The sequence below is a fragment of the Psychrobacter glacincola genome, assembly GCF_904846215.1.
Taxonomy (GTDB): Bacteria; Pseudomonadota; Gammaproteobacteria; order Pseudomonadales; family Moraxellaceae; genus Psychrobacter; species Psychrobacter glacincola.
In genome coordinates, this window is record NZ_CAJGZK010000024.1 from 1 (window position 1) to 21566 (window position 21566).

Genomic DNA, 21566 nt, shown 5'->3' on the forward strand with positions numbered 1-21566 from the left:
GCATAGCACGATTGGATATGTGTCACCTTTTGAATTTGAAAAGCGGTATTATGATAATTTAACCCTGTCAGGCATTGCTGCCTGACTCAAGTAAAACACTCTCCGATATAGTCGGGGCGGTTCATTTACCAGCAATCTAGGATGCGAGAGGCTGAGCTCAACTTGAATCATGCTAAACTAGGCTAAAAATACTCTCTGGATTGAATCATAGAAAACGGACGATGCGACGTTATACAGATCCGGTCTTACCATAAACACATTACTGATATTGATAAACTTTAGGGCAAAATTATGAATAACCCCAATAATAGCAATCGTGTGGTCATTAATCTTGACAGCGGACTTGATGAATTAGATGACGATGATATTACCTTACCCAGTCTACCAGTGCAATCTGTGCCCATTATCGATGCGCCTGAAAAAAGTGATGTAAGTGATGGCGATGAGTCAGGAACGCCTACTGTCAATAAGCAAGTGTCAAGCACCGATGCAGCCGAGAGTATTGCCCTAGGCGCGCCTATCCTTATGACGCAAAAGCACAGTAACACTGACAATACCTCAGAGAGCTTTGCAAATACCAATGATGCAGAGACTGCAACACCAGCTGTCCCTGCGTCAAAAATCCCCACTATGCCCTTACAAGCACAATTAGGCGATCTGCCAAGCGTTACTTCTAGCAGTACCATTAACAATAGCAATCAAGTGCCTTCTGAGCCACAGCAAAAGGTGGCAGTAGAGTCGCAAGAAAATCAAGAGGTGCAAGAGGAGCAAGAAAACAGCAAAAAAGGCAGCTGGTTTAACCGGATGAAAACCGGCTTGAGTAAATCACGCAAAAACTTAGCTGAAGGGATGGTCAGTATCCTTATCGGTGGCAAAGAGATTGATGATGAGCTGTTAGAGGAAGTGGAAGACCAACTGCTGGTTGCTGATATCGGTGTCAATGCCACCAACCGTATTATCAAAAGCTTAACTGAACAAACAGCGCGTGGCGATTTAATCTACGCACATTCATTGTACAAGGCACTACAAACTGAGCTGGTCGATATTTTAACGCCAAAAGTTGCGCCGCTTGTCATTGATACCAGTAAAAAACCTTTTGTTATCTTGGTCGTAGGCGTGAATGGCGTGGGTAAAACCACCACTATCGGCAAGCTTGCCAAACGTCTGCAAGGCGAGGGCAAGTCAGTCATGCTGGCAGCAGGGGACACCTTCCGCGCTGCCGCCACTGAACAGCTGCAAATCTGGGGTGAACGCAATAACATTGCAGTCGTGGCGCAAGGTCATGGCGCTGATAGTGCATCAGTTATCTTTGATGCCATGCAATCTGCTAAGGCAAAAAATATTGATGTGTTAATCGCCGATACAGCTGGGCGCTTACAGAATAAAACTCACCTGATGGCAGAGCTCGAAAAAGTAGTGCGCGTCATGCGTAAAGCCGATCCAAGCGCGCCGCATGAAGGCATGATTGTGCTTGATGCTGGCACGGGTCAAAATGCCATTAACCAAGTTGAGCTATTCAATAAAGTGGTGCCATTAACTGGTATTACGATTACCAAACTAGACGGTACTGCTAAAGGTGGTGTGGTCTTTAATATAGCCGAAACGACGGATGTGCCTATTCGTTATATTGGCGTAGGCGAGTCGATTGATGATCTGCGTGCCTTTAGTCCCAAACAATTTGTCGCCGCATTGTTTGAGACCGATGATAAAGCATAGCGCTCAACAGCTCATTTTAGCCAATAATAAAGTCTTGAAACCATAACGATTTGAAAGGAGTAGTCATGATAGTCACCACCGCCGCTTTTGGATCTAATCAATTAACATTAATTGCGCGTGCCAATGAGCATAGCAGTCCTAAACTGGTTGAGGTCAATTGGCTGCGGGCAAGTGACTCTTGGCACAGCTCAAAATCTATTCCCAAACTTAAAAAGCATTACGGTATTGATAATCAGAGCTTTACGTTCATAGATGAAGACAGCCTAAGCAAAAGCGAACCTGCTCAAGCATTATTAATAAATGCTATAGCACAATTAACGGAGTATTTTAACGGTGAGCGTCAAGCGTTCGATTTGCCACTAGATACAAGTTTGGGAACCAAGTTTCAGCAGCGAGTTTGGCAAGCACTACAAGATATTGGTTATGGCGAGACGATCAGCTATGCAACGCTGGCACAAAATGTCGATAGTCCCAAAGGATTTCGCGCAGTTGCCAATGCCAATAGTAAAAACCCTTTTAGTATTATCGTTCCTTGTCATCGTGTCATTGCAAGCGACGGTAAGCTTGGCGGTTATACAGGCGGCTTAGATAAGAAAATACACTTGTTAGCGCTTGAAGGCGTCACGTGCAAAGTTTAGTTTGTAGCAAGTGCTTATTGCACTATTAAGTACATACACGTATAAAAAAAGCCAAACGCTAAAAACGTTTGGCTTTTTTATGATACAAAATACAAAAATTATTGCTCAAGCTGCGCCATGACTTCGTCTGAGAAATTGACGTTGCTGTAAACCTCTTGCACATCATCGATGTCTTCTAACATATCAATCATCTTCATGACTTTTTCGGCATCTTCAACGTTGTCTATTTCAGCACTGGTTGATGGCGACATGGTCACTTCAGCATTGTCAGAGACAAGACCTGCGGCATTCAGTGCGTCTTTGACATGACCGAAATTTTCCCATTCAGTGATGACAAGCAAGCTTTCGCCATCATTTTCGATATCAAGCGCGCCTGCATCTAATGCCACCAGCATGACTTCATCTTCTAAGCTTGTGTCATTAAAGCTGATTTCACCGCGTTTATTGAATAGGTAAGCCACAGAGCCAGTAGTACCCAGATTGCCTTCATTTTTGGTAAAGGCATGGCGTACTTCACTGACCGTTCGGTTGAGATTGTCGGTCATGGTTGCGACCAGTACCGCGACGCCACCGATGCCATAGCCTTCATAGCTCACTTCATCCATATTGTCATTGTCATCGCCGCCTGTACCACGAGCTACGGCACGATTGATGGTGTCTCTTGTCATATTCACGGACAGGGCTTTTTCAATCACAGCACGTAGGCGCGGATTTTTATCAGGGTCAGGATCACCTTGCTTGGCAGCAGAAACAATTTCACGAATAATTTTGGTAAATACTTTGCCTTTTACCGCATCCTGACGGGCTTTACGGTGTTTGATATTTGCCCATTTTGAATGGCCTGCCATATGACGTCCTTAAGTGTTACGAGTTATTTGTTGTATGGATAAAAATTTATTGGTAAAAACCTTTCATATCTGATGCAGCTTTTTATTATATGATTGCACTGTTAACATTAGGCAAGTGATTTGTTGGTAAGTTAACGATTTTTATGTTGTTAACAGTGCTTTTTTGCTACACTGCTATGTTCTGGCCTTTAACCCACTAGCAGTTATTTTCGTAGTGACGGATAGCGGCCGATAACCACATTATTTTCAATATTATAAACCACTTTCACGTATTTTGACCAATCTTAGCTTACGCATATACGCCTAAGTTGTCCGGTTTTATATAACCATTGATCCTATGATTTGATTGACTTAATGAAGCAGCCGAATAGCGAAGCCATTACTCATTTGCGTAACCGCATTCATATTATTGTTGAAGGCACAGATACTCGTTTGGGTAAGCTGTTTGATATTGTATTGTTGATCGCGATTGTGGCCAGTGTGGCAGTCGTGATGCTCGATAGTGTGCTCTATATGCGCTTGCAGTACGGTACGCTGTTTTTTTACGCGGAATGGTTTTTTACTATTTTGTTTACCATTGAGTATATGCTCAGGTTACTCTCAGCACCCAATCGCTTACGTTACGCGTTTAGTTTTTTTGGGGTAGTGGATTTATTGTCCGTACTGCCAAGCTACTTAAGCTTGATCTTTGGCGGTGTACAGTACTTACTCGTCATTCGTATTTTACGTATTTTACGTATTTTTCGAGTACTCAAGCTTGAAGCCTATATGCAACAAGCAGGTTTTTTGGCGTCTGCACTTAAAACCAGTCAGCAAAAAATTACTGTCTTTTTCTTATCACTGGTCTTACTGGTTACCATTTTCGGCTCTATTATCTATGTCGTAGAAGGACCAGAAAATGGCTTTACCAGTATTCCGCTGTCTATCTATTGGGCAGTGGTCACCCTGACGACGGTCGGCTACGGTGATATGTCACCAAAAACACCATTGGGGCAAGCCATTGCAACCATGGTCATGATTACAGGTTACTCAATCATTGCTGTACCGACAGGGATTTTTACCTCAGAGCTTGCCCGTAATATGCGCCCGCAGCTCAATCCTGTGACTTGTCCGAACTGCGGTAAATTTGGTCACGCAGTCGGTGCTGAGTTTTGTGACCGCTGTGGCCATGCCTTGCATATATAATCAATACTGAAACTTATTCTGTAGATAAGTAGATATGTATAGTCAAAATACTCTAAAAACGCTACGGTACTGCTAGTACAAATTTTTTGCAGCCTCTGTCTGCATGGGCACAGCAAGCAAGAAAAATTGATACCAGCAGTACATAATGTGTCGATATTACTTTTCACTGACTATAGATATTTATTACTCCAAAATCCAATGCTTTAAAACTACATATACTCATGGACCAGTGGTGATAAATCTATCGTCACTCCTAGATTGACGAGATTCCAGTATTGTCCTGATATTGTGCGATCAAGCATCATCGTAGATGCTGATGGCTGAAACTGCCCAAAGTATTTCAAAGAAGTACGCATTTGAGCGATGGCTTCATGATGGGTCTGACTGTGTGCAAAGTCAAAAGCGCCGTCTTGATAGGGTTTGATGGATAAGGGTTTTAGCCCAATCTCTAGCCATCTGCCATAAAACTCTCCGGGTACGATTTTGTCGTCTTCACGGCGAATATCAAGAGCGACCAAATCCTGCTCAAGAGCGGTGACGTCGCCTTTTAAAGCGTGTTTGGCAAATCGCCGAAACAGTTGCACTTCGCTATCGCTATAGCTGCGAATCCCACCAAAATCGTATGCTACCACACTGCCGTCAGTGCGGAACGCAAAGTTGCCCGGGTGAGGATCGCAGTGCATTCGATATAAGCCAAACAGCTGCCCTGCGGTAAAATGAAACAGACGCGCGGCAATTTTCTGTTTAATATCATTATCCCACGTCGCTGCCACTGTCATCGACTCGCCACTCTCTTCTGTCAAGGTCAAAACTCTTTTGGAAGAGTGACTGCTAATCACCTTTGGAATAATCAAACCCGTATCTTCGGCATGAAAAGCGCCAAATACCCGTAAGTTATGCGCCTCTTTAATGTAGTCCAGCTCGTCATGTAAGCTTTGGCGAATCTCGTGAAACAACTGCTCTTGCAATTGCTTACTCATATTGAGCACGCCAGCGATTTTTAGTGCCATACGCACTTGTTTTAGATCACTATCACAGTTTTTGTCGACATCCGGATATTGCACCTTAACCACCACTCTTTGTCCAGATGGCAGCATTGCTCGATGCACCTGTCCGATGGAAGCTGCGGCAAAAGGCATTTCTTCAAATTCAGTAAACAATTCATGAATAGGCGCTTTGAGCTCACGTTCAACTTGGGCTCGTATCTGCACATAGGGCATTGCCGGTGCATCCTTTTGCAGCTTCTCCAATGCGGTTGCCACTTCAGGCGGGAATACGTCTTTATATTGTGAGGCAATTTGCCCTACCTTCATGACCGCACCCTTCATCTCGCCTAAGGTTTCAGCGATTTGAATACCGACATCTTGCATCAATTCTGAGCGTGCTTGTAGGCGTTTTTCTTCGTCACTTGAGAGATGCTTTAGTGAGTTTTTAGCTGCTTTTCCGGCAATACTTGCTGTCATACCAGCGAGTTTCATAAAGCGCGTTCCGGACGATTTTGCCATGCCTATCACCATATAGTGGGTTGTTTTCTAAACCCTAATATTATTATTTTAATTACATAAATGCTGTTTGACTACTGTGCCAAAAGTATCGCTATGACGATTTTTGTACTATTTGTCGCAGTAATTTTTATCATGTTTTTAGCAGTATTATTCATATAAAAATTTCAACGCCAACAAACTACTTATTCAATGTTATGGCATAAGTATGGGTCAGCCAATAATCCAATGCCATATGATAACCCAACTGACCCAAACCACAAATCACGCCAACGGCTACATCAGATAAATAAGAGTGCTCTCGAAACGACTCGCGGGCGTGGACATTGGATAAATGTACCTCTATAAATGGCTTTTGGGTGGCAAGTAGGGCATCGCGTATCGCAACTGAGGTATGTGTAAAGGCAGCAGGATTGATAATTATTGCATCGACCTGCGCACTTGCCTCTGCTAATAGACCGTAATGCTGGATATCATCGACCAGCTTGCCTTCGTGATTAGACTGACTGCAAATCAGCTCAATACCATGGGCTGCTGCGCGCTCGGTTAAGGCGCTCTCAATATCAGCAAGGGTCATATGACCGTAAATATCAGGCTCACGTTTGCCGAGTAGATTTAGATTCACACCATTAATCAATAGTAGTTTATAAGTAAGGGTTTTATTGGCTTTTTGATGGGATGCAGTGGGGGTCGTTGCTGATTGAGATGAGGTGGTCATAATGGTCTCTATGAATAGCAATGAATATCTTTATATAAATTTTTGGTGAATATAAGCGTACTACAATAACAGATTTTAGAGAACATAGCGCTCTCTACCCCTTTATATTATAGTTGATCCACTTTTAAAAGAGTACAGAACTACTGAGGTTAATTATTCGCGGCCAATAGCACTGTATCGTTTTTAAAATGAATCGACTATAAGTTATAAAAAAATAATTCTAAAAGACCGTTCAAGTTCTAAAAATCATATGAAAAGTCTTTGTGTTGCTAAAAAGCCGTGCTATGATATTTTTTACACAACAAACATTACATGTTTGTTGCTAATTCTAGTTTATTTGATGATTAATGCTTTTTTCGTAAAGCGGTTTTGGTTTTTGTCAAAGACTAGAGGCAGTAAAATGACTATATGCTAAATATTAAAAGCTATTATGAATCTTTTAGATTTCGCTAATATTATATTGGATAGTCACTCTTAAGTTTTGATTTCATAATTTTAGTACCCGTTTATATGCAATGATGCAAAGGAATTTGGGACTAAGTAAACTTTTTAGGAAGTAATATTATGTCAGCTCGCGAACAAGGTATCGTTAAGTGGTTTAATGACTCAAAAGGCTTTGGTTTCATTCAACGTGACAGCGGAGAAGATATTTTTGTGCATTTCCGCGCGATACAAGGTGATGGTTATCGCTCTTTAAAAGACGGCGAAAAAGTTGAGTTCAGTGTGGTAGAAGGTGATAAAGGTCTACAAGCTGAAGAAGTCAGAAAAGTAGAAGAGTAATCGCGACAGTCATTCTTATAGTTTAGCTATAATGTCTGTACAAACTACTGATATACTGCTGAGTCAAGTCCGTCCTGTCTTACTTATGTTGATTTTAACGCAGCATATTGGGTAAGCATCGACATAGGGCTTGGCTTTTTTATGCTTATCAGTTTTATACAGCTTCGCCTGCTGGCCAATGTTTAATGCAAACAGCTAAGCCTTATGACCGCTCATTTATTTATGATACACAAGCGATTTATATAAAAGGATATTTTTTTGAGTAACTTTACGACGTTTACGGATTTGCCACTTTCAGCAGCGACCTTGCGTGCAGTAAGTGACTTAGGTTTTACTGAATTGACGCCTATTCAAGCAAAGATACTGCCGCATACGTTGGCAAATCAAGATGCAATTGGACAGGCACAGACGGGTACGGGCAAAACGGCCACGTTTTTATTGACGATTATGGAGGCGTTACTCAAACGTCCGTTTGCCGCTGATGAAGAGCGCCATTTAGGTGAGCCGCGTGCCGTCGTCATGGCACCAACCCGTGAGCTTGCTCAGCAAATATTTGATGACTGTATCGCCTTAACCAAATATACCTCTTTGCATAGCGTTTGTATTATGGGGGGTACCAATTATGAAACCCAACAGCATGAGCTTGAGCGCCAATATGTCGATATCTTGATTGCCACACCTGGTCGCTTGATTGATTTGATGCACAAAGGCATGGTCTATTTGGATCGCGTAGAGGTATTGGTATTAGACGAAGCAGATCGCATGCTCGATATGGGCTTTATCCCCGATATTAAGCGCTTGGTCAGTCGCATGCCAGCCAATACCGACCGTCAAAGCTTGCTGTTTTCTGCGACTTTTAACCAAGATGTGATGGGTTTGGCATATCGCTGGTTACATGAACCAGAGTTTGTTGAGATTGAACCTGAGCATAAAACCAGCGAGCTGGTAGATCAACATTTTTATCTATTAACCGAAGAGCAAAAGTTAGAAGCAGTCGAACGTATCATCACGGATAGTACGGTAGAAAAAGTGATCATCTTCGCCAATCGTAAAGACCAAGTAAAGCGTCTATACCATCAGCTGCGTCAGGGATACAAAATCGTCATGTTATCAGGCGATGTCATTCAACAAAAACGCGAAAAATATTTACAGCGCTTCAAAGACGGTCATGCCTCTGTGTTGGTTGCGACCGATGTAGCAGGGCGCGGTATTCATGTTGATGATGTCAGCCATGTGATTAATTATACCTTGCCAGATCAGCCAGATGACTATGTACACCGTATTGGTCGTACTGGTCGTGCTGGACAATCGGGCATCAGTATCAGCTTTGTCAGTGAAGATGATGCCTTTAACATACCGGCATTAGAGAAGCATTTGGACACTAAGTTTAAGCTTGAGCAGTGGCAGCCCTAAGCACCTAAATCCTAGAGATTAGTCACTATCTTATTCATTAAGCTGGCTAAAATCGTTAAATAAAAAAAGCCCTTAGCGATGTATTAAGGGCTTTTTTATGCCTGTAATGTTGGTGATAACGTTAATGAGTCATAAATTAGTGAGGCTCTTCCATCGCTGCCGAGTCATCATCCATATTGGGCATACTATGATCCATCTGGCTCATATCGTGGTGGGTAGTACCATTTGTATCAGTTATCATCATAGTATCACCATGCTCCATGCCTTGACCACCGCCATGCTTCATGCCTTGACCACCGCCATGCATATTAGACATGGCGATAGGAAAGAAGACCACAGCCAAACCTGATAATACCATCACCGCACCATTGAGCTGTCTTAAGCGAAAACGCCCAATCTTATCCCGTAACCATCCGACGGTCTCGTGAGTGGCGACTAACATCGGTACAGTTCCTAAGCCAAAGACGAACATCAAGGCGGCACCGCTGAGTGGGTTGTGCGCGACCACGGCGATAAGTAAGGCGCCATAGACCAAGCCACAAGGCAAAAATCCCCATAGCAGACCAGCAGACAATGCCCGCGGAAAGGTATTAAGTGGGAAGACTTTTTGGCGAATAGGGCTTAGGTACTGCCAAAATCGCATGCCAAAACGCTCAAGATTTTTTAGAAACGGTGCCCCCAGCATTGTCACGCCGACAAATACCAATACCAAACCAAGCAAAATACGCGGTGCACTATTGCTTTGCATCAATGGCTGTAATACGGCTGTGCCTATCAATCCTGCGACCAAACCCAAAAATGCATAGCTGGTCAAGCGACCGAAATGATAGGTGGCAACCAATGCACGGCGTTTGGCAGGGCTGACGTCTTTCATTGACAGACCAAAGGCAGTTACTAAGCCACCACACATTCCTAAGCAGTGCGGAGAACCGAAAAAACCCATTAACAGTGCCGCAACGAGTAAAGCTGTGGTCATGGCAAGGTACTCCTAAAAATGGTAAAAAGCGTACCGACTTATCACTCTCTTATACAGATAGAATAAGTGGGTAACGCATTAGTAAGATAGCCCACAGCTATATTTTTGAGTTCTTGTCTGTATCAGACAGAGGATTTGCGGCGATGTCCACATTATTTAGCTTACTAGAGTGTTCTTCAATAGAAGTCATATCGTGCGCTTCTTTTACTTCTTGAGTAGCAGTTGCATTCTCCTGCGCCTGCATCACTTGTCGACGCTCCTGACGATCGTCTAAGATAATACGCTGTGAAGCGTTATCCAAATCTTCAAACTGGTTGGATTTTACCGCATAACGTACTGCCCAAATCGCGACCACAAACAGCATGAGACTTAATGGAATTAATAAAAATATACTGAGCATGGCACATCTCTTTAATAGCAGTTTCTTTTATCATTATACACCTGTTGCCAGTGAGGTGGATGAACGGTAAAGATAAAAGTAAGGGGGTAGATACTAATGACCGCACGTTTGCCAAGATTGGCTTGCAAGCTCTAGTCATCAGCAGTTTTGGCGACCTTGCCTCTCGGTGTTAATAGCTGCTGCGACGTTACCTCTTTGGCTTGACGACAATTTGCTTGAGGACGTATCACATCACGTAAGTAAGCGGCAACTTCATACACCGCGCGCCGCGAATGGCTTAAGTTTTGTGCCGGTTCCCTCCAATCACGTCTGACGGGTAAAGGGGAATTAAGGGCTGTGCTGTTGATGCCGTTTAAGGCAAACTGTCTGCGAGCACGTGCCATATGGTAGCTGTCGGTGATCAGATAAACATGATGCAGAGGGATGCGTTTTGCGGTAAATCGGGCGTTTTCACAGGTATTCATGCTGGCATTTTCACTGATTAACCCATCGATACCATGCTCAATCAGCCATTGACCAAGCCAAGGCGCTTCAGCACCACTGAGCACAATCGGCAAAGGTAGGTCATGGTAAGCTGTGGCAGCAGTACGGGCACGATTGAGACTATAGCGATTGAGGATAATTTGGTTGTTATGGTCATTGGTCAGACCACCGCCCAATACCACATAAGCGGTAGGCGGCGAGCTCAGAGCAACAGGTGGCATATTTGGCAAAGGCAGATGGGCTAATATATAAATAACCGCCTGAGAAAATAGCGGCGTAAATAAACTGATGAGAAGCAAAATAACCGTCGTTGCACCCAGCAAAAATGTGGCATTGATAATACGAAACAATTTAAGCATACGCTCAGCTGAACGTAAATAATGCCGCCATAGACGAGTAGACCATGACTGTTTAGACCACATGCTCATCGTATCCGAAGGAGCCATCGGCATTTACCCACACCGGCTCGCGCGACAACAGTATCGCAAATTTCTCATACACAGTATTGGTAATATACTGCTGAGCGGCGGCTACCTCTTTTTGGGTGGTTAGATAGGGCGCATGATTGGTCAGTACCAACGCTTGCTGCTGATGAGTGAAAATAGGTGCTATACCGCCGCCTTTTAGACCGGCTTGTTCGATAAGCCAACCAGCTGCCACCTTAACCATTGCGTCAGGCATTGGATAACCAACAACAGCGGGATAAGATGATTGCAGTTCGGTAAATTGCTCTTGAGGGATAATAGGGTTTTGAAAAAAGCTGCCACAATTTGGTAATTGCCTCGGGTCAGGTAGCTTTTGCTGACGAATCTCGATAATGGCATGCATCACATCAGCGGGCGTCGGCTTGGTACGACTTTGCTGCGCCGCATAGCGCTGTGCAACGGTCTGTACATCGCCATAGCTTGCCAACACCTTTGTTATATCAGTATGCAGTCTAAAACCCACACGGCTGATTAACCACGTATTTGGTTGACGCTTAAACATACTATCACGATAGCCAAACTCGCAGTCGACTGCTGTCAGATTATGCCAAGTTTGGCTTGGCAGATGATAAGCACGTACATACTGCAAGCAGTCCTCCAGCTGGACACCATAAGCGCCGATATTTTGTATGGGAGCGGCACCAGTAAGACCCGGTATGAGGGCAAGGTTTTCAAGTCCATACCAGCCTTGAACGACAGTATGTACAACCAAGTCATGCCAGTTTTCGCCTGCCATGACTTCGATATCGACATGAGAGTCTGTCTGGGCTGTCACATATATCCCAAGCATTTGTGGTCGTAAGACAATCGCATTGAGCTTTGCTGGCAATAGCACATTGCTACCGCCGGATAGGACAAATAAGGGCTGATTAAGCTTGGTATCTTGCCCATAGTTTGCCATAAACTCATCAAGCTGCGCTTCATTTTTCAACGTAAGGACAGAGTCAGCTGTACACGCCAAAGCCATGGTGTTGCTATGAGACAAATCCGCTGCGTCATCAGATAGAGGGTATAGTGCACTGGATTTAGAGCATAAAGCTGAAGTCATAACATAGCCTATGGAGCAAATAAACAAAAATTCATACGATATTTATTATAAAGGATGCGGCGTATGAAGGTAGCAAAAATACAGCGTTTTATGATTACTATGTCTTCCAGCTTTCAATCCAAGCTTGGGCACTTGATTCGATACGCTCGATTACCTCTTCAAAGGCATCGCTATCACCGGTGTATGGGTCTGGCACATCATAACCACCGTAAGTGGGATCTTCTTCACTAAATAAAGCCAATTTGGCTAATTTTGTATCGGTATCTTTTAGACCATCTTTGATAGATTGCAAGTCTGCTAAATTTTGTGCATCCATCGCCAAGATTAAATCAAAATTGCGAAAGTCATCAGCATTGACTTGGCGCGCGACCAGTTTATTGATTTTATAACCGTGGGCTTTGGCATGACGCTGTGCTCGCTCATCAGGTGCATGCCCAATATGCCAATCTCCAGTTCCAGCTGAATCCACCCTCATCGACAGCCCTGCAATCGCTGCTTGCTGACGAAAAATCTCTTCGGCGGTCGGTGACCGGCAGATATTCCCCAAACAGACCAGTAATACAGATGACGGAGTAGACGCTTTGATTGGCATAGGATGACCTTTTGTCGCAATAAAAAAACATGCTATCAAAATCAGCCCTGAAAAGGCGATTTATGAGCATGCTATCGGGTAATGTAAATTGTTATAGCGTAACGGTTAATGCGTTGAATGGCAAGGGCAGAGGGTGAACAATCGGGTCAATCTGTCAGGCAGATAAAGAACAGTTACCAACCCTATTGTTTTTACGGCGATTTAAGGCTATTACCAGCGTTGCTCATAGTCTCAATCTTGGTTACTTCTAAAGCGTTGTAAATCCCGACGCTCTTTTTTATTGGGTTTATTATCTGGGCGAGCAAGGTTGGCAAGTTTGCGCTGCTCAGCATAATAGTCACGGCGAGCGATGCTTTCTTTAGTTTCTGAATATAAGACTTCCGCATCGGTGGCATTACCACGTTGCATGGTTAATGCTTCAACCACGACCGTCTTTTCGGTCATAGCAGTCGCTGAGCCTTGACGAATCTGCAATTCATCGCCAACAGCAATCTCTTTACTGGTCTTTACGCGGCTACCAGCATAATGCACGCGACCACTTTCGATGGCTTCTTTAGCAAGATTACGCGTCCGATAAAAGCGTGCCGCCCATAGCCATTTATCAATACGCATACGCACAGCATCAGGTTTGCTATGACTGGGTTGATTGTGATTTTTATTGTGTTTACTCATCAAAACCTCATAGCTATCAATAACGTAAGATAATAATGGTGGCTTTTTTGCTGATTAAAAGGGCGCTCAGCTATTATGAGTAGCAACTTTTGCGGCCATTGTTAGGGATAGGGCAAGCTTCAATGCCTTGAGTGGTCTGGGCAATGATAGTCGCTAAGGGCTTTGCGGCAATAAAGTCGATGATACTATCAAAATTTTCTTCGCAAAAGACTGAAGGGATGTGCATGATATTCTCTATATATCAAGTTGTTAATAACAGCTTCTAATATTAGTTGCTAACATCAATAAGCGACCACGCTTAAAAAGAGAGATCGCTTGCAGTATTATATGAGCTTTGTTTTATTTATAACTCTTTATGAAAAGCTACTTTATCAGCACTACTTTATTAGCACTACTTTATCAGTACTACTTTAAAAACAACTGATAACCAATATTGTCATTGAGCATGTTGCAATCATAGCCGATATCGAGCAAGGCATCTTGTAGTTGGCGCGAGTTGCCCTCAGAAGCTTGCAAGCCTACCAATACTCGACCTTCAGCTGCGCCATGATTGCGATAATGAAAAAGCGTGATATTAAAATCATCACCCAATTTTTCTAAAAAAGTCAATAAAGCGCCCGGACGTTCTGGGAAAGTGACTTGTAACAATTGCTCATTTTCAACATGCGCATGACCACCAATCAAATGACGGATATGTGATTTGGCGACATCATCATCTGTCAAGTCGTGCGCTGTATAACCATCAGCGGCCAATTGTGTACGGATAACTTGACGCTCTTTGTCACCTTCTTTTAGGGCTATACCAACAAAAATCGCCGCAGCTTCCATAGAATCCGGTGATTTTTTGCTATCGGCACGGTAGTTAAACTCAGTGATATTACGACCGTGTAGACTACGGCAGAAGTTTAAGAAAGCGCCAGTCTGCTCAGGGATTGTCACGCCAAATATCGCTTCTTTTTTCTCACCAATCTCAGTACGTTCAGCGATATAGCGCAAGCGGTCAAAATTCATATTGGCACCGCAGATAATGGCGACGCAATTTTTGTCTTGTATGTTATGGGTCTCAAGGTATTTCTTCATACCAGCGACCGGCAGCGCGCCTGCAGGCTCAACGATGCTACGATTTTCTTCAAAAATATCTTTGACGGCAGCACAAACTTCATCATTGGTACAAGTCACGACTTCAGGTTCGACGACAGGACCGGATTGATCGCTCTTTTGCATACGGACAATATCAAAAGGCAATTCGCCGATTTGGGCGACTGCCACACCATCGACGAACAGTCCTACTTGCTCAAGCTTGACGCGCTCGTTTGCCTCAAGTGCGGCTTTTAAACAAGCTGATTGCTCAGACTCTACGGCAATAACTTTGATGTGCGGGGCCACTTCACCCAAAAATGCAGCGACGCCAGAGATGAGACCACCGCCACCGACTGCCACAAAGACATAATCCATATTGCGCCACTGCTGGGTCAGCTCAAGGCCGATAGTACCTTGTCCGGCAATGACCAGCTCGTCGTCGTATGGTGGTATAAAAGTCAGACCTTCACGCTCAGCGCGATCAATCGCATAGCGGTTCGCTTCATCAAAACTGTCACCATACAAGTCGACATGACCGCCAAGCGCTCTTACGGCATCTACCTTGATATCAGGGGTGGTGGTTGGCATAACAATGATATTGTTCAGAGCAAGTTTACGGGCAGAATACGCAACGCCTTGAGCATGGTTGCCTGCCGAGGCACAAATCACGCCGCGTGCTTTTTGCTCGTCGCTTAATTGGCTGATACGGTTATAAGCGCCGCGCAATTTAAAGGATTTGACTGGTTGCAGGTCTTCGCGTTTGAATCGAATGTCATTAGTAAAACGCTGGGTCAGCTTGGGTGCCGCTTCAAGTGGTGTTTGAATAGCAACGTCATAGACGGTGGCTTGTAAGATGGCTCGTACCCAATGTGACAGCATAAAAATTCCTAGACTTGTGTGTATGAATATAAAAAGTGACTATTTTTATAAATGAATATGTTTATAAATGAATATGTTTGTAAATGAATATGTTTGTAAATGAATATGTTTATAAATGATTATGTTTATAAATGATTATGTTTATAAGTGACCATATTTATAAATGAATATGGTTATATAAGTGGCAATTAACAATAACAATTACCAAAAAATGCAGAGAATGGTAAAAATGAAATAGATTAGCCTATGCTGATTTTAAGCATCTTGCAAGACACAATTGCAGTTTTTAAGACGCTTTGGTGAGTGATGAGCAACAATTGCGGGAAATCTAAAGGAAAGTTAAAAACAAAAGAGTTTTTTTGATTGTTTATCTAAAAATTCTTGAGTTATTTCCATATGTCTGTATTATTGGACATATGGAAATAACTCATGCTATTACAAGTTTTGCCGCCCTCTCACAAGACACCCGCTTAAAGGCATTTCGGCTATTGGTCAGTCACGAGCCTAAAGGATTGGCTGCGGGTGAAATTGCACGCCAGTTATCTGTGCCACACAATACGATGTCAACGCACTTAGCCGTGCTGGCACGAGCAGGATGGCTGATATCAGAGCGCCAAAGTCGCCAGATTATCTATCGTGCTTCTTTATCACATATGCAGGCAGTCATTGAGTTCTTATTGCAAGATTGCTGTGCTGGAAATGCAGAGCTGTGTGCCGCTCTTGTTATTAATTTAAATGGCTGTTCAACCGATAGTAACGGTGCAATGAATACATTAGATGATGTGAATAACCAGCCGCACTGTTGAATCACCACCAATCAAAGAACGCCCCAATTCTACATTCATAAAAATAAATGAGAGTGCTATGACATCATTGATTTTTCACAACCCAAAATGTGGTACTTCTCGCAATACGCTCGCCATTATGCAAGCGTCAGGGGAGAATCCAGAAGTAGTTGAGTATCTTAAAACGCCGCCAAGCCGCGAGTATTTGGTTGAATTATTGGCAAAAATGGCACTCTCGCCACGAGAGCTGTTACGCAGTAAAGAATCTATCAATGATGAGCTGGGTCTAGACAACCCTGCAGTATCTGATGATAAGATTATCGATGCGATGATTGCCCATCCTATCTTAATTAATCGTCCTATCGTAGTCACTGATAAAGGCGCAGCATTGTGTCGACCATCAGAGCGAGTGTTTACATTGTTAGCCAATCCGGTCAGCAGTTTCACCAAAGAAGATGGGGAGATTGTTTGTGACGTTAAAGGTCCGTGATGAGGCTCTGTAACGGTTTCAGAGCCTATTGGTTTGGATGAAGGTGGTTTTGATAAGCTAAACATCGCTGACTTACCTAATATTGATGCAAGTCTTATTCATCCTATCGATATTGAGCCTTTGATTGGTGTAAATGACCCACGTCTATAAAGTTTGCCTCTATAAGGTTGTCCATGCTCGCATTCATTATTTTTATTGTCACTTTAGGGCTAGTAATATGGCAGCCTAAAGGTTTGGGTATTGGTTGGAGTGCGATGGGCGGGGCGTTAGTAGCCTTGGCTTTTGGTGTGGTGCAATTATCTGATGTTAGTATCGTCTGGGACATCGTCTGGGATGCGACCTTTACCTTTGTTGCGCTGATTATCATCTCGCTTATTTTGGATGAGGCAGGGTTTTTCGGTTGGGCTGCGCTATATGTGGCGAGGTTGGGTAATGGACATGGGCGTTTGTTATTTCCTATGATTGTGATGTTGGGTGCCTTTATCTCAGCGTTTTTTGCCAATGATGGTGCTGCATTACTATTGACGCCTATTGTCATTGCGATATTGCTACGGCTTGATTTTTCAGCACCATCTGCGTTGGCATTTATCATAGCGACAGGCTTTATTGCTGATACCGCAAGTTTGCCATTGGTGACATCGAATCTGGTTAATATCGTCAGTGCCAACTATTTTGATATTGGTTTTGGACGTTATGCCGCGGTTATGGTACCGGTCAATATCGCCTCTGTATTGGCGACGCTAGTGGTGCTATGGATATTTTATGCGCGCCATATTCCAAAACACTATTCAATGGTCAACCTTAGCGCACCTGCGTCAGCGATCAAAGATACGTTGGTTTTTAAAGCCGCTTTTCCGCTATTGGCTTTGCTGCTTGTCGCTTATTTTGCAATAGAGTCGCTCGGTATGGCTATTTCATTGATTACTGGTGCGGCGGCATTACTGCTCATGGCGATTGCTGGGCGATTTTGGCAAGGTGGTCGCGGGGCCGTGATGTCTGTGCCTGATATTGTACGTAAAGCACCTTGGCAGATCGTTTTATTTTCAATCGGTATGTACTTGGTCGTCTATGGCTTGGGTAATGCAGGATTGACCGCATACGGCGCACAAATACTAACTTGGTTAGGAAAGCAAGGCGCACTGATCGCAACGTTGGGGACAGGGTTTCTCTCCGCTATTGTGGCATCTATTATGAATAATATGCCCTCTACCTTAGTAGGCGCACTGGCGATTGATAGCGCCCAAGTACCGACTGCGACGCGCGAGCTGATGATTTATGCCAATATTATCGGTAATGATTTGGGACCCAAATTTACGCCGATTGGCAGTCTGGCGACCTTATTATGGCTACATGTACTAGCCGAAAAGGGTTATAAAATCAGCTGGGGGCAGTATATGAAGATTGGTCTGATTATTACGCCGCCAGTATTATTGGTAACACTGTTGGCTTTGGTATTTTGGTTGCCCTATTTGTCTTAGTCTTAAGATTAACGTCATATCTTATTATTAGAGGCGCTATTACGCTGACATCCATCAAAGTCATCGGTTATAATAGGCACGCATTTTACCTCTTTTACCATTTACTTTTTTTAAAACGATACGTCTATTTTGCCAAGGATTTATGATGAGTGATCAGCAAGCCCAAAAGCAAGCCGCCGCCCGCGCCGCACTAAGTTATATCGAAGATGACATGATACTTGGCGTGGGGACGGGCAGTACAGTCAGTTGTCTGATTGAGCTATTGCCGACATTAAAACTTGCGGGCGCGGTGGCAAGCTCGCAGGTGACAGAAGATAAATTGCGCGCACTTGGTATCGAGATTGTTGATTTAAATTTTGCCGGTACACTTGATGTCTATATTGATGGTGCTGATGAAGTAAATGCTCATTTGCAATTGATTAAAGGTGGCGGCGGCGCGCTCACACGCGAAAAAATCGTCGCTGCGGCGTCGAACAAATTTGTTTGTATGGTTGACGCTAGTAAAAGTGTTGAGATACTAGGACGCGCGTTCCCGGTGCCGATAGAAGTGCTGCCACAGGCGCGCTCTTATGTCGCCAGACAATTAGCTCGTATGGGCGGTGAACCGGTTTATCGTGAAGACTTTGTCACCGATTATGGCAATGTGATTTTGGATACTTATGATTTAGATGTCAGTAATCCAGTAGAGCTTGAGAAACAGCTTAATAATATCGTCGGTGTGGTTTGTAATGGTATCTTTGCTGCCAATCAAGCCGATGTATTGCTCAAAGCCAGCAGTAATGGGGTTGAAGTACTGACTCGTTAATTAATAGTGCTTGTGTATGATATACGTATAAAAAAGGCAGACTACAATCAATGTAGTCTGCCTTTTTTATACGTGCTAGTTTTTATAAACCAATATTTATGAAGGTATAGTTAAAATATCTCTAGAAACGCTACGGTACTGCTGGTATAAATTTTTTGCAGCCTCTGTCGGCTAGCTACAGCAAGCAAGAAAAATTGATACCCGCAGTGCATAATGTATCGATATTACTTTTCTCTGACTATAGTTTGATCTTATCTTTTAACAAAAACTCCATCAAAGCTTTTTGGGCATGTAAGCGGTTTTCAGCCTCATCCCATACGACAGAGCGTGGATCATCTAGCATATCATGAGAGATTTCCTCGCCGCGATGCGCAGGCAAGCAGTGCATAAATACCACTTCAGGATCGGCTTTATCGAGCAGTGATGGTGTCACTTGATAAGGCGCAAATCGACGTGCGCGCGTATTTTGCTCAGACTCTTGCCCCATACTTGCCCATACATCGGTGACAATCAGATTGGAATCTTTTGCCGCATCTTGGACATTTTCGACAAGGCTGACACAATGCGAGAAGCGTTCCATCAGTGCGGAGTCAGGTTCAAAGCCATAAGGCGCGGCAATACGCAGCTCAAAACCAAACTGGTGGGCAGCTTGCATAAATGAGGCGCACATATTATTACCATCACCGACCCAAGTGACGATTTTATTTTCGATACTGCCGCGATGCTCATAATAAGTTTGCATGTCAGCCAGTAGCTGGCAGGGATGAAATTCATCAGTCAGAGCATTGATGATTGGAACACTTGAGTACTTTGCAAAGGTTTCGACTTTTTCGTGACCAAAGGTGCGAATCATAATGATATCGACCATACTAGAGATGACACGTGCGGAGTCCTCAAGCGGCTCACCGCGTCCAAGCTGGGTATCATTTGGCGATAAGAAGATAGCGCTACCACCAAATTGTCCCATGCCGGTCTCGAACGAGATACGCGTACGGGTTGAGGACTTCTCAAATATCATGCCGAGCGTCCGACCAACAAAAGGCTGATATATCTCGCCTGCGTGTTGCATCTTGCGCAATTCACTGCCGCGTTTGATGAGGTTTTCTAGTTCTTGTTTGGTGAAATCAGATAAGGTCAAAAAATGGCGCAAACTCATAGCAATCCTAGCAGTCGAACACAGTCAGTGAAAAATAATAGGTTATCAGCCGGCAGTTATATCGCGTCAATACATCAGGGCGTCAGTGCGTATGCTGGGATAACGACAAACTTTTAGTATAGCGCAATTACTCTCAATGTAAATGTTCAATTTACTCTGATTTTTTAGTCATGCACACAGGCACTTAGTGAGTGGCTATCTGGGACAATCATTAGCCCTGTAGTCTTTGAGGGCGTAAGCTTAAGCGGCACAGCAACTCATAGCTAATCGTACCTGCATGAGCTGCGACTTCATCGACATGTGGCGTATCACCCCATAGTATCACTTTGCTATTTAAGGCAATGCCCTCTGGTACGTTGCTAACATCGATGACAATCATATCCATAGCGACCCGCCCAATCACGGCACATGGATAGCTTTTATGGTTTATGGTATCAATGACAGAAACATAAACATCATCACCAATGATACGTGGGTAGCCATCTCCATAGCCGATACTGACCAGTGCAGTTTTGGTATCTTGCTGCGCCAGCCAGCGACTACCATAGCCAATAGTATCACCTGCGTTGACCGTTTGTAGAGCGATAATTTGAGCACTGAATTCCATGGCCGGTTGCAGATTTAGCTCACACGCGCTTTGATCAATGACAGGCGCACTACCATACAGCATGATGCCTGGACGTACCCAATCATGATGATGCTTTGAGAAATTAACGATACCAGCAGAGTTGCACAGTGAGCCTTTGACATCGCAATTAATGGTTTCTCGCAAAGTGCTAAGCATGTCATTAAAACGCTGGATTTGAATGGCATTTAGTGGATGCGAATGGTTATCGGCATTGGCAAAGTGGGTGGTCAAAATTAGCTGATAACCAGCATGATGCAGTAACTTTGCTGCTGGAATAAGCGTTTGCTCGTTAAAGCCCAAGCGGTTCATGCCGGTATTGTACTTTAGCCAAACGACCCGAGTGGCGCTATTAATAGGCGGTATATGCGCTAATGCCCATGTCAATTGCGGCGCATGATGAATCACGCAGCTGATATCATGTTCGATCGCTTGTTGCCATTCATTGACAGTAAACGCCCCTTCAATCAGACCAATCGTTTTGTCCCATCCTAGTTTTCGTGCCTCCAGAGCCTCTATCAACGTTGCTACACCCACACCATCGGCTTGTTGCAGCGCAGGCAAGACAGCAGCAACCCCATGTCCATAAGCATTGGCTTTTACCATAGCAAGTACTTTAGAGGTTGGTGCCAGTTTTTTAACTTGATTAAGATTATGGGTGATAGCTGCTGGTTTAATAGTGATAGTGCGCATAATCATCTTCTTTTTAGAAAAGTTATAAAATAATAAAGCCAGTGACTCATCATCGGCTGATAAATCACTGGCTATTGGTAGAAATTATTAATCAATAATATTCTAGCGTTTATTTGAAA

General features: G+C 43.7%; 22 protein-coding genes. 9 read left to right on the forward strand and 13 right to left on the reverse strand.

All coding sequences use genetic code 11. The features are described from left to right. Positions 1–804: 804 nt before the first annotated feature. Both ftsY and JMW90_RS11655 read left to right on the forward strand, forming a co-directional pair. On the forward strand, positions 805–1716 hold the full coding sequence (gene ftsY / locus JMW90_RS11650; protein ID WP_227691955.1) for a signal recognition particle-docking protein FtsY: 912 nt from the start codon (positions 805–807) through the stop codon (positions 1714–1716). Between the two features lie 65 nt (positions 1717–1781). Further along, positions 1782–2354, forward strand: coding sequence for a methylated-DNA--[protein]-cysteine S-methyltransferase (locus JMW90_RS11655; protein ID WP_201564382.1), 573 nt, complete (start codon positions 1782–1784; stop codon positions 2352–2354). Between the two features lie 98 nt (positions 2355–2452). On the opposite strand, the gene JMW90_RS11660 is transcribed toward JMW90_RS11655, so the two are convergent. Continuing rightward, on the reverse strand, positions 2453–3202 hold the full coding sequence (locus JMW90_RS11660) for a YebC/PmpR family DNA-binding transcriptional regulator (protein WP_201564384.1): 750 nt from the start codon (positions 3200–3202) through the stop codon (positions 2453–2455). Between the two features lie 354 nt (positions 3203–3556). On the opposite strand from JMW90_RS11660, the gene JMW90_RS11665 reads away from it, so the two are divergent. After that, entirely contained in the window at positions 3557–4387 is an 831-nt protein-coding gene (locus JMW90_RS11665) for an ion transporter (protein ID WP_201564386.1), read from the forward strand. Positions 4388–4596: 209 nt separating this feature from the next. Here JMW90_RS11665 and JMW90_RS11670 read toward each other — a convergent pair whose 3' ends face one another. Further along, on the reverse strand, positions 4597–5892 hold the full coding sequence (locus JMW90_RS11670) for an ABC1 kinase family protein (RefSeq protein WP_201564388.1): 1296 nt from the start codon (positions 5890–5892) through the stop codon (positions 4597–4599). A gap of 178 nt (positions 5893–6070) precedes the next feature. Further along, a complete protein-coding gene (gene aroQ / locus JMW90_RS11675; RefSeq protein ID WP_201564390.1) occupies positions 6071–6607 on the reverse strand; it encodes a type II 3-dehydroquinate dehydratase in 537 nt (178 codons plus the stop codon). Between the two features lie 564 nt (positions 6608–7171). Here aroQ and JMW90_RS11680 point away from each other — a divergent pair. Continuing rightward, entirely contained in the window at positions 7172–7387 is a 216-nt protein-coding gene (locus tag JMW90_RS11680; protein ID WP_011513806.1) for a cold-shock protein, read from the forward strand. Between the two features lie 258 nt (positions 7388–7645). Then, positions 7646–8800 carry a DEAD/DEAH box helicase gene (locus JMW90_RS11685; protein ID WP_201564392.1) on the forward strand — a complete coding sequence of 385 codons (1155 nt, stop codon included), beginning with the start codon at positions 7646–7648 and terminating at the stop codon, positions 8798–8800. A gap of 136 nt (positions 8801–8936) precedes the next feature. Here JMW90_RS11685 and JMW90_RS11690 read toward each other — a convergent pair whose 3' ends face one another. The 8 genes from JMW90_RS11690 to ilvA form a co-directional block, all read right to left on the reverse strand. Further along, positions 8937–9776: a sulfite exporter TauE/SafE family protein gene (locus JMW90_RS11690; protein WP_201564394.1), complete on the reverse strand. Its 840-nt coding sequence runs from the start codon at positions 9774–9776 to the stop codon at positions 8937–8939. 97 nt (positions 9777–9873) lie between these two features. Beyond that, complete coding sequence (ccoS, locus tag JMW90_RS11695; protein WP_201564396.1) at positions 9874–10176, reverse strand: cbb3-type cytochrome oxidase assembly protein CcoS; 303 nt, start codon at positions 10174–10176, stop codon at positions 9874–9876. A gap of 131 nt (positions 10177–10307) precedes the next feature. Beyond that, on the reverse strand, positions 10308–11087 hold the full coding sequence (locus JMW90_RS11700) for a YdcF family protein (protein WP_227691952.1): 780 nt from the start codon (positions 11085–11087) through the stop codon (positions 10308–10310). Further along, entirely contained in the window at positions 11071–12192 is a 1122-nt protein-coding gene (murB, locus tag JMW90_RS11705) for a UDP-N-acetylmuramate dehydrogenase (protein WP_201564398.1), read from the reverse strand. The genes JMW90_RS11700 and murB overlap by 17 nt, the downstream gene beginning before the upstream one ends. A 97-nt stretch (positions 12193–12289) precedes the next feature. After that, a complete protein-coding gene (locus JMW90_RS11710) occupies positions 12290–12784 on the reverse strand; it encodes a low molecular weight protein-tyrosine-phosphatase (RefSeq protein WP_201564400.1) in 495 nt (164 codons plus the stop codon). A 231-nt stretch (positions 12785–13015) separates the two neighbouring features. Then, complete coding sequence (locus tag JMW90_RS11715; protein WP_201564402.1) at positions 13016–13456, reverse strand: RNA-binding S4 domain-containing protein; 441 nt, start codon at positions 13454–13456, stop codon at positions 13016–13018. A gap of 73 nt (positions 13457–13529) precedes the next feature. After that, positions 13530–13682, reverse strand: a complete 153-nt coding sequence (locus JMW90_RS11720) for an FMN-binding negative transcriptional regulator (protein ID WP_201564404.1) — start codon at positions 13680–13682, stop codon at positions 13530–13532. Between the two features lie 179 nt (positions 13683–13861). After that, on the reverse strand, positions 13862–15415 hold the full coding sequence (gene ilvA, locus JMW90_RS11725; RefSeq protein WP_201564406.1) for a threonine ammonia-lyase, biosynthetic: 1554 nt from the start codon (positions 15413–15415) through the stop codon (positions 13862–13864). A 359-nt stretch (positions 15416–15774) separates the two neighbouring features. Between ilvA and JMW90_RS11730 the strand changes: the two genes are divergently transcribed. The 4 genes from JMW90_RS11730 (at position 15775) to rpiA (ending at position 18973) form a co-directional block, all read left to right on the forward strand. Next, positions 15775–16221 carry an ArsR/SmtB family transcription factor gene (locus JMW90_RS11730; protein ID WP_265089242.1) on the forward strand — a complete coding sequence of 149 codons (447 nt, stop codon included), beginning with the start codon at positions 15775–15777 and terminating at the stop codon, positions 16219–16221. Positions 16222–16279: 58 nt separating this feature from the next. After that, positions 16280–16690, forward strand: a complete 411-nt coding sequence (arsC, locus tag JMW90_RS11735; RefSeq protein ID WP_201564408.1) for an arsenate reductase (glutaredoxin) — start codon at positions 16280–16282, stop codon at positions 16688–16690. Positions 16691–16863: 173 nt separating this feature from the next. Further along, on the forward strand, positions 16864–18168 hold the full coding sequence (locus tag JMW90_RS11740) for an arsenic transporter (protein ID WP_201564410.1): 1305 nt from the start codon (positions 16864–16866) through the stop codon (positions 18166–18168). Between the two features lie 145 nt (positions 18169–18313). Further along, positions 18314–18973: a ribose-5-phosphate isomerase RpiA gene (rpiA, locus tag JMW90_RS11745; protein ID WP_201564412.1), complete on the forward strand. Its 660-nt coding sequence runs from the start codon at positions 18314–18316 to the stop codon at positions 18971–18973. Positions 18974–19211: 238 nt separating this feature from the next. Here the strand turns inward: rpiA and argF are convergent, their stop codons facing one another. Next, a complete protein-coding gene (argF, locus tag JMW90_RS11750) occupies positions 19212–20129 on the reverse strand; it encodes an ornithine carbamoyltransferase (RefSeq protein WP_201564414.1) in 918 nt (305 codons plus the stop codon). A gap of 211 nt (positions 20130–20340) precedes the next feature. Then, positions 20341–21447 (reverse strand): alanine racemase, encoded by a 1107-nt coding sequence (gene alr / locus JMW90_RS11755; RefSeq protein ID WP_201564416.1) that lies wholly within the window; start codon positions 21445–21447, stop codon positions 20341–20343. Positions 21448–21566: the final 119 nt, after the last annotated feature.